Annotated in this window: 13 protein-coding genes, 1 riboswitch and 1 other annotated feature; of the genes, 6 read left to right on the top strand and 7 right to left on the bottom strand. The window is 46.3% G+C overall.

Annotated elements, in window-relative coordinates; all coding sequences use genetic code 11:
* Window positions 1-198: 198 nt before the first annotated feature.
* Window positions 199-1434, top strand: coding sequence for an arginine deiminase (gene arcA / locus CVD19_RS14715; protein WP_101582595.1), 1236 nt, complete (start codon window positions 199-201; stop codon window positions 1432-1434).
* A gap of 44 nt (window positions 1435-1478) precedes the next feature.
* Here the strand turns inward: arcA and CVD19_RS14710 are convergent, their stop codons facing one another.
* From CVD19_RS14710 to CVD19_RS14700, 3 genes are all read right to left on the bottom strand, one after another.
* Window positions 1479-1763 (bottom strand): AbrB/MazE/SpoVT family DNA-binding domain-containing protein, encoded by a 285-nt coding sequence (locus CVD19_RS14710; protein WP_101582593.1) that lies wholly within the window; start codon window positions 1761-1763, stop codon window positions 1479-1481.
* A 154-nt stretch (window positions 1764-1917) separates the two neighbouring features.
* Complete coding sequence (gene proS / locus CVD19_RS14705) at window positions 1918-3348, bottom strand: proline--tRNA ligase (RefSeq protein WP_101582851.1); 1431 nt, start codon at window positions 3346-3348, stop codon at window positions 1918-1920.
* 54 nt (window positions 3349-3402) lie between these two features.
* Window positions 3403-3619 (bottom strand) — a binding site (T-box leader).
* Window positions 3620-3704: 85 nt separating this feature from the next.
* Window positions 3705-4904 carry an alanyl-tRNA editing protein gene (locus CVD19_RS14700; protein ID WP_101582592.1) on the bottom strand — a complete coding sequence of 400 codons (1200 nt, stop codon included), beginning with the start codon at window positions 4902-4904 and terminating at the stop codon, window positions 3705-3707.
* A 178-nt stretch (window positions 4905-5082) separates the two neighbouring features.
* On the opposite strand from CVD19_RS14700, the gene CVD19_RS14695 reads away from it, so the two are divergent.
* The 5 genes from CVD19_RS14695 to CVD19_RS25510 all read left to right on the top strand — a co-directional run bounded on the left by CVD19_RS14695 (window position 5083) and on the right by CVD19_RS25510 (window position 10084).
* Window positions 5083-6642, top strand: a complete 1560-nt coding sequence (locus CVD19_RS14695; RefSeq protein ID WP_101582591.1) for an ABC-F family ATP-binding cassette domain-containing protein — start codon at window positions 5083-5085, stop codon at window positions 6640-6642.
* Between the two features lie 158 nt (window positions 6643-6800).
* A complete protein-coding gene (locus tag CVD19_RS14690) occupies window positions 6801-7688 on the top strand; it encodes a putative selenate ABC transporter substrate-binding protein (RefSeq protein WP_101582589.1) in 888 nt (295 codons plus the stop codon).
* 9 nt (window positions 7689-7697) lie between these two features.
* On the top strand, window positions 7698-8450 hold the full coding sequence (locus tag CVD19_RS14685) for a phosphonate ABC transporter ATP-binding protein (protein WP_101582588.1): 753 nt from the start codon (window positions 7698-7700) through the stop codon (window positions 8448-8450).
* Window positions 8451-9251 (top strand): PhnE/PtxC family ABC transporter permease, encoded by an 801-nt coding sequence (locus tag CVD19_RS25515; protein WP_180953634.1) that lies wholly within the window; start codon window positions 8451-8453, stop codon window positions 9249-9251.
* Complete coding sequence (locus CVD19_RS25510; RefSeq protein WP_180953633.1) at window positions 9248-10084, top strand: PhnE/PtxC family ABC transporter permease; 837 nt, start codon at window positions 9248-9250, stop codon at window positions 10082-10084. The genes CVD19_RS25515 and CVD19_RS25510 overlap by 4 nt, the downstream gene beginning before the upstream one ends.
* A 620-nt stretch (window positions 10085-10704) precedes the next feature.
* On the opposite strand, the gene thiE is transcribed toward CVD19_RS25510, so the two are convergent.
* From thiE to CVD19_RS14660, 4 genes are read right to left on the bottom strand one after another with little or no spacing between them, the layout of a single operon-like run.
* Window positions 10705-11364: a thiamine phosphate synthase gene (thiE, locus tag CVD19_RS14675; RefSeq protein WP_101582586.1), complete on the bottom strand. Its 660-nt coding sequence runs from the start codon at window positions 11362-11364 to the stop codon at window positions 10705-10707.
* The gene (gene thiD / locus CVD19_RS14670; protein WP_101582585.1) at window positions 11364-12179 is read right to left on the bottom strand and encodes a bifunctional hydroxymethylpyrimidine kinase/phosphomethylpyrimidine kinase; all 816 of its coding nucleotides are present in this window, start codon (window positions 12177-12179) and stop codon (window positions 11364-11366) included. Before thiD ends, thiE begins: the two co-directional genes overlap by 1 nt.
* A 12-nt stretch (window positions 12180-12191) precedes the next feature.
* On the bottom strand, window positions 12192-12998 hold the full coding sequence (gene thiM / locus CVD19_RS14665) for a hydroxyethylthiazole kinase (RefSeq protein ID WP_257985148.1): 807 nt from the start codon (window positions 12996-12998) through the stop codon (window positions 12192-12194).
* A 17-nt stretch (window positions 12999-13015) separates the two neighbouring features.
* Complete coding sequence (locus tag CVD19_RS14660) at window positions 13016-13777, bottom strand: 3-oxoacyl-ACP reductase (protein WP_101582582.1); 762 nt, start codon at window positions 13775-13777, stop codon at window positions 13016-13018.
* Window positions 13778-13851: 74 nt separating this feature from the next.
* A riboswitch (TPP riboswitch) is annotated at window positions 13852-13962 on the bottom strand.
* Window positions 13963-14179 lie beyond the last annotated feature (217 nt).

The following is a 14179-nucleotide window of genomic DNA, read 5'->3' as shown; positions in this document are numbered from 1 at the left end:
TTCCAATCGGCGAGTTTCCTTAATTATCACAGACGATTTTCTTAACGTACGCAATCGGCTAAAATGTCCCATTCAATACCAGGTTTGAAACCAATTTTTAGGGTATATATAACTGTTAGTAATTGGCGTTTTGCTTGGTAGCTTCCTACGACTGGGGAAATAGTCCGCTAGATAAATAGACAGGAGAATCAAACTAATATGAATTCACCCTTATATATAAATTCAGAGATTGGGTATTTAAAAACAGTGATGCTGCACCGGCCGGGAAAAGAGGTTGAGAATTTAACACCAAAGTATCTGGAGCATCTTTTATTTGATGATATTCCTTATTTGCCTGCGATACAAAAAGAACATGATTATTTTGCAGATGCACTAAGGTCGAGGGGCGTCGAAGTGCTCTATCTTGAAAAACTGGTTGTTGAAGCCCTGCATTCCGATGAAATCCGCAATTCGTTTATTCAGCAAATATTGGATGAAAGCAATAATAACCTGAACGGATCCAGGCAGACAGTGGAAGAATACCTTCATTCCTTTTCAACTGAAGAGCTTGTCAGGACCGTTATGCAAGGGGTATTGAATTCGGAAATAAGCGAGGATAAAAAAGGCCATCTGCATGAGTTTATGGAAGACTATTATCCTTTCTTCCTGGATCCAATGCCAAACTTGTATTTCACCCGTGATCCAGCGGCGGTGATTGGCGACGGAATCTCCATCAATAAAATGTGTGAAGGCGCACGCAGGCGGGAATCCCTGTTTATGGATTACATTGCCCGCTATCATCCGAGATTTTGCAATGCAGACATCCCGCGTTTGTACAACCGTGAGGAATACTTTCCTATTGAGGGTGGCGACACGATCGTATTGTCACCTGAAGTGATTGCCATAGGCGTTAGTGCCAGGACGTCTGCACAGGCGATTGAGAAGCTTGCCCGCCGCGCCTTTTCCGGTCAGCATGCTATTAAGAAAGTAATCGCGGTTGAAATACCGAAGCTTAGGGCGTACATGCATCTGGATACCGTTTTTACAATGGTAGATTACGATAAATTCACCTATCATCCTGGTATGATGGGGGCTGGCGGAAACATGAACATATATATATTGGAAAAGGGATCCAATCCTGAAGAATTGGCTATTTCGCATCGAAATAATTTAACTGAAACAATAAAGGAAGTTCTGAACTTGAAGGAAATCGTAATGATTCCATGTGGAGGCGGCCATGAAATCGCTTCAGCCAGGGAGCAATGGAATGACGGATCCAATACACTCGCAATCGCCCCTGGCGTGGTCGTGACATATGATCGGAATTATGTTTCAAACCAGCATTTGCGTGAACATGGTGTCGAGGTAATCGAAGTCCTGAGCTCTGAGCTTTCCAGAGGGCGCGGTGGCCCTCGCTGTATGAGCATGCCGATGGTACGAGACAATTTAGAATAAAAAAATGGCGTTCCTGTTCATGGAACGCCGTTTTTATTCGTTTATCATGGCTGCTTTGAAAAAGAAGCTTTAATTTCGTTCATTAAATGCTCGGCCCCTTCAAGGCTTAATGTGATTTTGCCACCGGCAAGCATGAGATTATCCTTGCTGACTATGCCTGTTACCATACAGGTTTTGTCGGGCAAGTATTTCTGGAGGATGATGGAGTCTTCGTCTACGAAAATTTCTAAGGGGTCATTCTCATTGATTTCAAACTTTTTCCTTACTTCCTTAGGTATGACAATACGGCCCAATTGATCGGTTTTCCGAACAATACCGGTTGCTTTCATAGTAAATCCCTCCTTTATTATTAGATACAATTATATCAAACATAGGGATTTATTTACAGTATAATAGATTGCTTAGCCTATTTTTTATATAAAACGGTAAAAAATGTTCGCAGTTAAGAACCCTCTCCCCATTTTAGCGGGAGAGGGTCCTTTTTTAGTATGCTTTCGCCCAATAAACCAGCTTGTCGGCTTTCCTGCCGCAGCATACACATTTGTCTGAAACAGCTTCCTGGTCGAATGGCATGCATCTTGAGGTTGCACCAGTTTCTTCTTTAATATTATCTTCGCATTCACGGTCCCCGCACCACATTGCTTTTATGAAGCCCTGCTCTTTTTCAAGGATATTCTCAAGCTCCAATAAGTCCTTTGCAATCGATGTCTTATTTTCGCGATGCTGCTTTGCTCTATCGAACAGGTTCTGCTGGATCTGTTCGAGTATTGCCGGGACTTTCGTTTCAAGATCCTCAAGAGGCACCGTGATTTTTTCGCCAGTATCCCGCCTTGCGAGTATCACATGGCCCTGTTCGATATCCTTCGGCCCGACTTCCAGGCGCAGTGGAATTCCCTTCATCTCATATTCGTTGAATTTCCAGCCCGGTTTTTTGTCACTCGCGTCGATGTCAACCCGGGCAATGCCGGACAGCCTTTCTTTCAGGTCGTATGCGAAATCAAAAACGCCTTCCTTATGCTGGGCAATCGGAACGATCATCAACTGGACCGGGGCAGCTTTTGGTGGGACGACCAAACCGCGGTCATCCCCGTGGACCATGATCATCGCACCAATGATCCTTGTTGTGAATCCCCACGATGTCTGATGCACGTATTGAAGCTTTCCATCCTTGTCAGTGTACTGGATTCCGAATGCCTTTGCGAAACCATCGCCGAAATGGTGGGATGTGCCGGCCTGAAGGGCTTTACCATCATGCATCAGGCTTTCGATCGTATAGGTGAACTTTGCCCCTGCGAATTTTTCCTTCTCGGTTTTCTGTCCCTTAACTACCGGAATGGCCAGTACGTTTTCGCAAACATCCGCGTACACATTCAGCATTTTGATCGTCTCTTGGAGGGCCTCTTCGTCAGTAGCATGGGCAGTGTGCCCTTCCTGCCACAGGAATTCAAGCGTCCGCAAAAACGGCCGGGTCGTTTTTTCCCATCTCACCACATTCGCCCATTGATTATAAAGCTTGGGCAAATCCCTGTAGGAATGGATAATATTTTTATAATGCTCGCAAAACAGCACCTCTGAGGTCGGCCTGACAACGAGTCGTTCTGCCAGCGGCTCGGATCCGCCCTGGGTGACCCAGGCCACTTCCGGAGCAAACCCCTCAACATGGTCCTTCTCTTTTTGGAGCAGGCTTTCTGGAATAAACAGCGGCATATACACATTTTCATGCCCTGTTTCTTTTATTCGTGCATCCAGTTCCTGTTTGATATTTTCCCATAGGGCGTATCCGTACGGTCGGATAATCATCGACCCCCGGACACTGGAATAATCAATTAAGTCGGCCTTTGTGACGACATCGGTATACCACTGCGCAAAATCAACGTCCATGGCAGTGATATCTTTTACAAATTCTTTTCCCATTTCTGCACCTCGGATTGAAATTTTTGGACAAATAAAAAAACCACGATCCCATAAAAAAGGGACCATGGCCTGGCGGTACCACCCTAATTTGCAGGGCATGGCCCTGCACTCTTTGACATGATAACGGAAATGATCCGCAGAGATCTTCACAAACGTCCGATCCAGAACTCGGAGGCAGGTTCAACTGGCTGTCAATGGGAACCTTCCAGCTTGCGGCTCCCTCTCTGGCAAAGACATGCACCAATCTACTGATCCTCGTCATTGTTTCAACTTGTGTTTTTGAAAATTATACAAAGAGTAGCATTTAATGTCAATATTTGTACTTGTTATGTGTTATTACTGGAAAACGCTATGGGTTACACCGTCGTTAGTTGCTCATGTTGTGACAGAATTTGCTTAAGAAATTGTTGCCCGTCCATAACGGTTGCCCCGCCGCCTTGAGCAAATGAATCGTTGCCTCCGCCTTTCCCGTTGATTAACGGAAGGACTTGTCCCACCAGCTTCTTCATGCTGCCGGGTGCGGCTTTACCCCTTGCGCAGACAAACTGCAGGCGGCCATCCATTTCCGAAACAAAATAGACAGTTACATCATCAGCACCGGCGGTAACGAGCCTTGCCAGATTCTGAAGCTCCTGCACTGTCCGGTTATTAAAAACCTTGCCGACCAGTTTTTCATCCGTCCCGAGCAACTCCCGGGCCTCAAATTGGAGCAATCTGTCCTGTGCCGCTTCAAGCGACTTTTCAGTTTCCTTTTTGCTATGTAAGAGCTGTTCCAGAACCCCAGGCATGTCCTGCTCAGGTGAATTTAAAAGGGGGCCTAGCTCCCGGAGTATCCGGTGCTTCCTGTCAAGCTGCTCCAATACACGGCTGCCGCAAACAAACTGGACACGAACCTTTTTCTTCTGCCTCTCCCAATCCAATAGTTTAATTGAAGCCACTTGGCCAGTGGCACGAGGATGCGTTCCCCCACAGCCATTGTAATCGAAATCCGGGATAATGACGAGGCGGATATTTTCAGTTACGGACGGCTGTTTTCGCAAGGGATAGGCCGATAATTGTCCGGCCGTCACCCATTTCGTTTCAATCGGGCGGTTTTCCAAGATGATTTCGTTAGCCAGCTTTTCCACCTTTTCAGCATCTTCCACAGCCAATTCCTCGATGTCCAAATCAATCGTCAATGTTTCTTTGCCAAGATGAAAGCTTATTGTTTGGCAGCCAAGCAGCCTTTCAAAGGCGGCCGATAAAATATGCTGGCCAGCATGCTGCTGCATATGGTCAAAGCGTCTTTTCCAATTGATCTCCCCCGTCGCTTTTCCCTCGGTTTCCGACAGCTGTGAGTCAAGATAATGCCGGATTTCCCCGTCGATTTCTTCAACCCCGATAACTTTGACGCCATTAATGGTGCCAGTGTCATGCGGCTGGCCGCCGCCAGTCGGATAGAAAGCAGTTGCACTTAAGACTGCATATATCCGGCCGTCTTCCTCCTGTTGCTGTTTTACTACAGTTGCTGTAAAGGATGTTAAATATGGGTCGTGATAGTACAGTTTGTTTTGCATATATAACACAGCTCCCCATTTTAAGTCATTATGTCTCTGTTTAGTTTATCAGAAAGTCCACGTCACCCCAACAATTTCCCAGTGAAAAAAACTGGTCGAAAGCGCGTGAATTTAGTAAAATCCAATAATGAGTGTATTTTTTAAAAACTACTTTTAACACTTAGCGAGGTTATCATAAATGAGTTTATTGACAGTTGAAAACTTAAGCCATACATTTGGGGACCGGACATTGTTTAAGGATGTTACCTTCCGTTTGCTCGCCGAAGACCATGTCGGCCTTGTAGGTGCCAACGGTGTCGGAAAATCGACATTGATGAATATTATCACTGGGCAGTTAATCCATGACTCAGGAAAGGTCGAATGGACCCCGGGCACCCATTACGGCTACCTTGACCAGCACACCGTCCTGACTCCGGGAAAATCGATCCGTGACATCCTGAGGGATGCCTTCCTTCCCTTGTTTAGAAAGGAAGAAGAGCTAAACGAAGTGACGGCAAAAATGGCGGAAGCCACTCCTGAAGAGCTTGAAGTGCTGCTGGAGAAAATGGGTGAAATCCAGGACGAGCTTGATGCAGGCGGATTTTACTCGCTCGACATAAAAGTTGAAGAAGCCGCGCGCGGGCTTGGGCTTGACGCGATCGGGCTTGAGCGGGACGTTTCAGCATTGAGCGGCGGTCAGCGCACAAAAGTCCTGCTTGCAAAGCTATTACTTGAGCAGCCAAAAGTCCTGCTGCTCGATGAGCCGACGAACTATCTTGACGTCGAACATATCCGCTGGCTGTCCGGCTATTTAAAAGAATATCCTTATGCGTTCCTGTTAATCTCTCACGATACTGAATTCATGAACCAGGTTTCAAACGTGATTTTCCAGCTGGAATTTTCCAAGCTGACGCGGTATACGGCAAGCTATGAAAAATTCCTGGAGCTGGCAGAGATCAATAAAAACCAGCATATCAATGCGTACGAGAAACAGAAGGAATTCATCAAGAAGCAGGAAGATTTCATCGCTAAAAATAAAGCCCGATACTCTACTACCGGCCGTGCAAAAAGCCGCCAAAAGCAGCTTGACCGCATGGAGCGGATCGACCGTCCGGAAACTGCAATGAAGCCAACGTTCGAATTTAAGGAGTCCCGTTCAAGCAGCCGCTACGTATTTGAAGGCACGGATTTTGAGATTGGATATACCCATCCACTGCTGCCGAAAATGTCAATCACGATAGAACGCGGTGAAAAAATCGCGATAGTCGGCTGCAACGGTGTTGGAAAATCGACGCTTTTAAAAACGATGCTTGGAAAAATACAGCCGCTAAACGGCAAAATTGAGCGCGGGGATTTCCTCTTCCCGTCTTATTTTGAACAGGAAGTAAAAGCTGAAGGCATCACGCCGATTGATGATGTCTGGAACGCCTTCCCTTCACTTGATCAGCACCAGGTGCGTGCGGCACTTGCACGATGCGGGCTGAAAAACGAACACATTTCCCGTCCGTTGAACCAGCTGAGCGGAGGCGAGCAAGCGAAAGTCCGCCTGTGCAAGCTGTTGATGAACGAAAGCAATTGGCTCCTTTTCGATGAGCCGACCAACCACCTTGACATTACAGCAAAAGCCGAACTTAAGCGGGCCTTAAAAGCCTATAAGGGCACGATTGTCCTTGTCAGCCACGAACCTGATTTCTATGAGGACTGGGTAACGAAGGTCTGGAACGTAGAGGAATGGGCTGGAAAGTCCATTGAAGCGTAAATACAAAAATACGGGAGAACCTGCACACATTCTGTCAGGTTTTCTTTTTATTGAAATTATCAATAGGTTCTTATCTTTTTCATCGATTAAATGAATTGTTTTATTCCCGGACAAATGTAAAATTGGGGAAGGAGTTCATATAAAAAGGAGATGCATCCATGAAAAAATATTTCGCCACCTTGTTGGCCATGCTCGTGATCTTTACGATTGCGGCGTGTTCCGGAAACCAGGAGGATAACGCCAGCGAAGACAATAAGGAACCTAAAAAGCAAGAAACGTTAAAGATTGGTGCCATTCCCGACCAGAATGCGGCAGACCTGAACAGGAGCATGGAACACTTCGCAAAAGACCTCGGCGAAAAAACCGGGCTTAAGGTTGAGTATATTCCTTCTGTAGATTACGCCGCCCTCGTTACTGCTTTTGAGCGCGGCGAAATTCAGCTTGCATGGTTTGGCGGCCTCACTGGTGTCCAGGCGCGAAGCCTTGTGCCTGAGGCTGAAGCAATCGCCCAGAGACCGATTGACGAGCAATTCAAATCCGTTTTTATTGCCCAGAAAGATCTTGAGATAAATAGCTTGGAAGAGTTAAAAGGAAAAACCTTCACCTTTGGAAGTGAAAGCTCAACATCCGGCCATTTAATGCCCCGGTATTTTATGATGGAATCCGGCGTCAATCCTGATAAAGACCTTGACGGCGTGCCAAACTATTCAGGTTCACACGACAAAACATACAAGCTCGTTGAATCAGGGGCGTTCCAGACAGGTGCCTTGAATATTTCTGTCTGGGAAGCAACTGTCAAGGAAGGCAAAGTTGATGTGAATAAGGTGAAAGTTTTCTATACCACTCCTGAATACTTTGACTACAACTGGACGATCAACAAGGTCGATGGCGACACGAAGAAAAAAGTGACGGACGCGATCCTTTCGATGAAAGCTGAAGACAATGAGGTCATGAAGCTGCTCCAGACAGATAAATTTATTGAAACCAACAATGACAACTATAAGTCGATCGAAAAGGTCGCAAAGGAATTAAAGATCATCAAGTAGGTGACATGAATGTCCTCAAAGGAAATTATTAAACTGAATAATATATCTAAAACTTTTGAGCGGAAGATAGCATTATCTTCCCTTTCTTTTGTTGTAAAAAAAGGTGAGCAGGTCGCCCTGATCGGACCTAGCGGCGCGGGGAAAACCACCCTGCTAAATATCATGTCTGCCATTGTGGCACCGGATCAAGGCGAAGTGTGGATAGACGGTAAACCTATCGGCCAATACAAGGATCAAAAAAGCCGTGCCAAAAAAATCGGCATCATCAGACAGCAGTTCGACCTGGTCGGCCAGCTTCCGGTCATCCATAACGTGCTTGCAGGACGACTCTCCGACTGGGGTTTTTTCAAATCCCTCCTTTCCCTTCTCGTCCCCCAGGAAAAAGAGCTGGCTGTGCACTCGCTCGCCAGGGTGGGCCTTGAGGAAAAACTGCATGAGCAGACATCGAACCTGTCCGGAGGCGAACAGCAGCGAGTTGCAATGGCACGGCTGTTAGTCCAAGAACCGGAAATCATCCTTGCAGATGAACCTGTCGCATCCCTGGATCCATCCCGTGCAGAGGATATCCTGTCAATGCTTACAACATTGGTAAAGGAAGAAAAACAGACTTTGATTGCATCCCTCCATTCGGTGGAATATGCGAAAAAATATTTTACAAGGCTGATTGCCCTGAAAAACGGAGAAATCTTTTTCGACATGCCCGCTGAAGAGGTTACGGACGAACAGCTTAGGAACCTGTATCAGCTAAAGGGGATGTCTTAAATGGGCAGAATTAAGGTTTCGAACGGCCTTCATAAAAGAAAGATTCTTTCTCTATTTTTGTTCCTGGTGTTCATTTGGAGTTTGTTTGCTGTCAATTGGAATGCGGATTTGCTTCATGCTGGCGGGCTGCATGCAGCAGCACAAATTTTTGAAGCGTTGTTCCGCCCCGATCTGTCAGCTGACATTCTTAAACTGGCAATCGAATCTTCCTGGATCACCCTTGCGTATGCGACAGCTGGAATGAGCCTGGCGCTTGCCCTGGCATTCTTCCTTGGAATCATGGCGTCAGGGGTCCTTGCTTCAGGAAGCAGATCGAGGTTCGTTGTAAAGGGAACATTCAGAGGCCTGCTTGGTTTTATGAGGGCCATTCATGAACTTGTATGGGCCTGGCTGTTTGTGGCGTCTTTTGGACTGTCTCCCTATGCGGCCGTTTTCGCTCTTGCTATACCATATGGCGGCATACTGGGAAGAATTTTTGCAGATATGCTGAATGATGCTCCGGAAGAACCAGTAAAAGCCCTTCGTGCTTCCGGGGCTTCGAAGCTGCAGCTTCTTCTGTATGGTTATCTCCCTCAGGTGAGGTCCGGCATTATCAGCTATTCGATGTACCGGTTTGAATGTGCGGTCAGGTCGTCCGCTATCATGAGTTTCATCGGGCTGGGCGGCCTTGGCTACCAGATCCAGCTGTCACTTGATGACCTTCAATATTCTGAGGTATGGACCTTTATGTTCTTTTTGATTGCTCTGGTCGTATTCATTGACTATTGGAGCAGTCTCCTGCGAAGGAGGCTCACTGCATGAAAAAGCGCAAATTTACTTTTGTACAGTTTTCAATCCTGTTTGCCATCTTGTTAACAGCAGGTTCATGGTTTTTTATTATCGGAATTGAGAAAGCAAGCATTACTGAACTATTCAGCCAGAATAACCTGGAGTATGCCGGGAAGTTCTTCAAAGGGCTTTTTGGGGTCGGTGAAAAAGACCCTGCCTTCCTGCAAAAGGATAGCTGGGAGCATGCCGCAAAGCTTACTGCTGAAACACTGCAAATGAGCATCATGGCGATCGGTTTTGCGACAATGACCATGTTTCTGACCGTTATTCCCGCAGCCCGCAATGTCGCGGAAGGCTCTCTCACCCTGTCAAAGAAATGGTATCGCTGGATTTCATTCGGGGTTGTGCGTGTTTCCTATATTTTCAGCCGCGCAATTCCGGAACTTGTCTGGGCGATGATCATCATATTTATTTTTAAGCCGGGCATCCTGCCTGGTGCGGTTGCCCTGGCACTGCATAACTTCGGGATTCTCGGCAAGCTTTGTGCAGAGGTCATCGAGGACCTGGATTCAAGGCCAATACGCAACCTAGCAGCAAGTGGTGCGGGCCGTGCGCAGATCCTTTTATATGGAGTGCTTCCTGCGGTTCTGCCGCAATTCTTGAGCTATATCCTGTATCGCTGGGAAGTGATCATGCGGACGACAATCGTCGTCGGATTTGTCGGAGCTGGCGGTCTCGGCCATCAATTCAAGCTTAGCATGAGCTTCTTCCATCACACGGAAATCAGCCTGATACTGATTTGTTACCTGATTCTCGTTACCATCGCAGATTATGTATCTGAAAAATCACGGAGATTTGTAAAATAGGTTGTGAAGGGGATAATCCCTAGTTAAATAGGTAAACTGTCCATCATAATGGTATGATGGACAAAGTCCCCCGGTAAAAGGTCATACTGTCCATCATATTGGTTATGATGGACAGTGTGGCCATGGTGAAAGTAAAAACTGTCCATCATATCGGTTATGATGGACAAAATGGCCTTGTGAAAAGTAAAAACTGTCCATCATATTGGTTATGATGGACAAAATGGCCTTGTGAAAAGTAAAAACTGTCCATCATATTGGTTATGATGGACAAAATGGCCTTGTGAAAAGTAAAAAGTGTCCATCATTTTGGTTATGATGGACAATGTGGCCGTGGTGAAAGTAAAAACTGTCCATCATTTTGGTTATGATGGACAATGTGGCCGTGGTGAAAGTAAAAACTGTCCATCATATTGGTTATGATGGACAATGTGGCCGTGGTGAAAGTAAAAACTGTCCATCATATTGGTTATGATGGACAAAATGGCCTTGTGAAAAGTAAAAAGTGTCCATCATATCGGTCCCCGAGTAAAAAGAAAAACTGTCCATCATATCGGTCCCCGAGTAAAAAGAAAAACTGTCCATCATAAAGGCAACACAGTTATCCATTCCTCCATGTCACTTCAAAATTGAAATTCAGTAGCTCTCCTTAATTTCTGTGCCGCTTCAAATGCTGACGGTGCTTTGCTGATAGCCGTGATGACTGAGACGCCATCTGCACCGGCTTCTATTACACTCCGGGCGTTATATTCGGTGATCCCTCCGATCCCCACTATTGGAATCTTTAAACCCTTCCCGCGGAATTCCTGAATAAGTGAAACACCCTGAACAGCTGTGGCATCGGTTTTTGTACTGGTTGGAAAAATCGGGCCAAGTCCGAAATAGTCTGCCCCTGCTTCAATTGCTATCAGCCCTTCGTGATAAGAATGGACGGAGACACCGAGGATTTTATCGCCAATCTTTTCCCTTACTTTTTGTGCCGGCTCGTCCTCCTGCCCGATATGGACACCGTCAGCCCCTATCAAGATCGCTAGTTCAATATCATCATTTACAATGAACGGTATCCTGTTCTCATTACAAATGCCATTCAATTCCTTTGCCAACGCAACTTTAGCGTCACCATGCACCGCGCCCTCTCCTTTTTCCCTGAACTGAAAAAGGGTGATGCCGCCCCGTATCGCTTCATTAAGAACATCAGCCGGCTTTTTCGTGCAATTTGCACTGCCCATAATAAAATATAACTTAATTGCTTGTCTCAACGCTTCCCTGCTCATTCTTCCCATCACTTTGCCTGCCCTTTTTCGAGGCTCTTTCTCCTATAGGCCCAATGGTTTGTGGGCCCATGCCCGGAACCGATCTGGACCTGGTTTTCAATAGCAGCCTGAATAAACCTTTTTGCTTTTGAGACGGCATCCTTTACAGACGAGCCCTTTGCGAGCTCAGCTGTAATCGCTGAGGAAAATGTGCATCCAGTGCCGTGTGTATTTTTTGTATCCACCCTGCTGCTCCGAAAAGTGATGAACTCATTTCCTTCAAATAATAAATCGGCTGATTCAGCGCTATCATCATCGTGTCCGCCCTTTATCACTACATTCTTTACCCCGAAATTTGCAAGTGTTTTGGCAGCTTCTTTTTTATCCGCCGCAGTTTTTATCGTCAGCCCTGTGAGGACTTCAGCTTCGGGAATATTGGGGGTTATGATGAACGCCAAGGGCAGTAAATCACGTTTTAATGCTGAAATGGCTTCCGTCTGCAATAATGAAGCGCCCCCTTTCGCAATCATGACCGGGTCAACTACGACATTTGTCCATCCATAGTCTTTAATTTTTTCTGAAACAGTCCTGATGATTTCCGCATTGAAAAGCATCCCGGTTTTTAATGCATCAGTACCGATATCTTCCCCTATGGCTTCAATCTGTTTTCCAACAGCATCTGCCGCCATTGGATAGACTGCATTTACCCCCTGTGTGTTCTGGGCGGTCACCGCGGTAATCGCCGACATTCCGAATACGTCCAATTCCTGAAAAGTTTTAATGTCTGCCTGAATGCCTGCACCGCCTCCACTGTCGGAGCCGGCGATCGTCAAAGCCCTCCTCATGGCTCTACCTCCTTATATTTTTGCGAACGATGCCAGTTCGGCAATTTCACTGTCTGATACAAGTGACAATTGATTTAAAAATTCAATTTGAAAACTGCCCGGCCCAAGATCGGCAGTTTTCGCCGCGGCCAATTCAGCTGCAACTCCGTAATAAACCAACGCGGAAACTGCAGCCCGTCCCAACTTCTTTTCGACAGCTGCGAATGCCCCTATTACCGATGTCAACAGGCACCCGGTTCCCGTGACTTTCGTCAGGATCGGATGGCCGTTTCGGACCATGAACGTCGTTTGTCCGTCTGTCACAATATCCTCCTTGCCAGTAATCACGACAGTGGTATTCATGGATGCTGCCGCTGATACCGCCAAATCGGCAAAGCTACCTTTTGCTTCACCGGCGTCCACCCCTTTGATGTCCCACTTTTTACCGGCAACATTCGCGATTTCGGCCGCATTTCCCCTCAGGATTGAAATCTTTACCTCTTTCATGATTTGCTGGGCTGTTTCAGTACGGTAACGGGTTGCTCCGGCGCCGACCGGATCGAAAATGACAGGTACGCCATGTTCATTTGCAGATTTCCCCGCCATGATCATCGATTCAACCTCAGCACGGTTCAAGGTACCTATATTTAAAACAAGCGCACCCGCAATCTTTGCCATATCTGCCGTTTCTTCTGGAGCATACGCCATGACCGGGGATGCACCGAGCGACAGGAGCCCGTTTGCTGTAAAATTTGTCACCACGACGTTGGTGATGTTATGTATTAACGGATTTTCCATCCTTACTTTTTGTAGCGTACTGCTTATAGTTGTTTTATCCATTTTCATTCCTCCCTGTTTTAATCCATGACCAAGCCGCCGTCGACAACCAGGTTCTGCCCAGTGACAGCCCTTGCCCAAGGCGATGCAAAAAACAGGATGACATCAGCTGCCTCAGCGGGATCTGTCACTTTCCTGAGCGGTGTCGAGGACTTGATCAATCCAAAAACCTCCTCGGAAGTTGCGGAACTGGCATCGGTTGTTTTCAACAAGCCGCCGGAAACCATGTTTACCGTAATTCCATATTGCCCTAGCTCATTTGCCATGTTTCTTGTAAAACCAAGCAGTGCCGCCTTGCTTGTTGTGTAATCATGGTAGGCGACCACCGGGTTTTGGAACAGGTTTGTCCCAATATTGATGATGCGGCCAAAACCTATCTCCTTCATATCTGTGAGGCCGGCCTGGACCGTATTCAATGAGCCGCGGATCGAGCTTTCAAATTGTTCTCTGTAATCCTCCCAGGATATTGATGCCGCATCTTTTTTTGATACAGGATCAAAGCGGAAATTGACGAGCGCATTGTTGACAATTGTAGTAACAGGTTTACCGAAATAATTTTTCGCCTCTTCAAAAACAGTTCTTATCTGGTCAATATTGCGGACATCTGCCTGAAGGGCGATCGCGTTCTCCCCGATCGATTCCTTTAGTTCCTGCGCCCGCTCTGCACTGCTGTAATAATTGATTACGACATGTGCCCCTTCCCTTGCAAATGCTTTAACTGTTTGGCTTCCCAAGCCCCGGCTTCCGCCTGTCACCAATACAACTTGTTCCTTAAGGTTCATCACAATCTTCCTCCTTAAAAATAAAAAGCCAGATCCATAAAAGGACCTGGCTAGTAAGTAAGTGAAAAAAACTTTCCGCTAACATACTACTTTCCTACGCTGGTATGATCCAGATCAGGTCCAAAGGGTTAAAAAACGTACCGTTTTTCTCTCAGCCCCAAATCCGGGCACCCCTAGTAGTGAAGAACATATTCTTTTAAACTATCATAGTTCTTGGATTCAAATAAGTAAAGCATGAACATGGATTTTTTCATGGCAGAACACTGATAAGTGATTGATGCCACAGAATAACAATTCATTGACAATGTGCCGGGATTTTTTTACTTAAATGGGGAGAAGATTTTAGCCATTCCTTGCCTGTTTGTCAATCAAGCGCATACATTTTGTTTAACTCTTAAATAA

Origin of the sequence: Bacillus sp. T33-2, assembly GCF_002860205.1 — a bacterium.
GTDB lineage: Bacteria > Bacillota > Bacilli > Bacillales > Cytobacillaceae > T33-2.
This window is presented reverse-complemented; position numbering and strand designations above follow the sequence as displayed.

Bases quoted from the DNA above. Each gene is read 5' to 3' on its own strand.
- arcA (WP_101582595.1), top strand. From the start codon at position 199: ATGAATTCACCCTTATATATAAATTCAGAGATTGGGTATTTAAAAACA.
- CVD19_RS14710 (WP_101582593.1), bottom strand. From the start codon at position 1,763: ATGAAAGCAACCGGTATTGTTCGGAAAACCGATCAATTGGGCCGTATT.
- proS (WP_101582851.1), bottom strand. From the start codon at position 3,348: ATGGGAAAAGAATTTGTAAAAGATATCACTGCCATGGACGTTGATTTT.
- CVD19_RS14700 (WP_101582592.1), bottom strand. From the start codon at position 4,904: ATGCAAAACAAACTGTACTATCACGACCCATATTTAACATCCTTTACA.
- CVD19_RS14695 (WP_101582591.1), top strand. From the start codon at position 5,083: ATGAGTTTATTGACAGTTGAAAACTTAAGCCATACATTTGGGGACCGG.
- CVD19_RS14690 (WP_101582589.1), top strand. From the start codon at position 6,801: ATGAAAAAATATTTCGCCACCTTGTTGGCCATGCTCGTGATCTTTACG.
- CVD19_RS14685 (WP_101582588.1), top strand. From the start codon at position 7,698: ATGTCCTCAAAGGAAATTATTAAACTGAATAATATATCTAAAACTTTT.
- CVD19_RS25515 (WP_180953634.1), top strand. From the start codon at position 8,451: ATGGGCAGAATTAAGGTTTCGAACGGCCTTCATAAAAGAAAGATTCTT.
- CVD19_RS25510 (WP_180953633.1), top strand. From the start codon at position 9,248: ATGAAAAAGCGCAAATTTACTTTTGTACAGTTTTCAATCCTGTTTGCC.
- thiE (WP_101582586.1), bottom strand. From the start codon at position 11,364: ATGGGAAGAATGAGCAGGGAAGCGTTGAGACAAGCAATTAAGTTATAT.
- thiD (WP_101582585.1), bottom strand. From the start codon at position 12,179: ATGAGGAGGGCTTTGACGATCGCCGGCTCCGACAGTGGAGGCGGTGCA.
- thiM (WP_257985148.1), bottom strand. From the start codon at position 12,998: ATGGATAAAACAACTATAAGCAGTACGCTACAAAAAGTAAGGATGGAA.
- CVD19_RS14660 (WP_101582582.1), bottom strand. From the start codon at position 13,777: ATGAACCTTAAGGAACAAGTTGTATTGGTGACAGGCGGAAGCCGGGGC.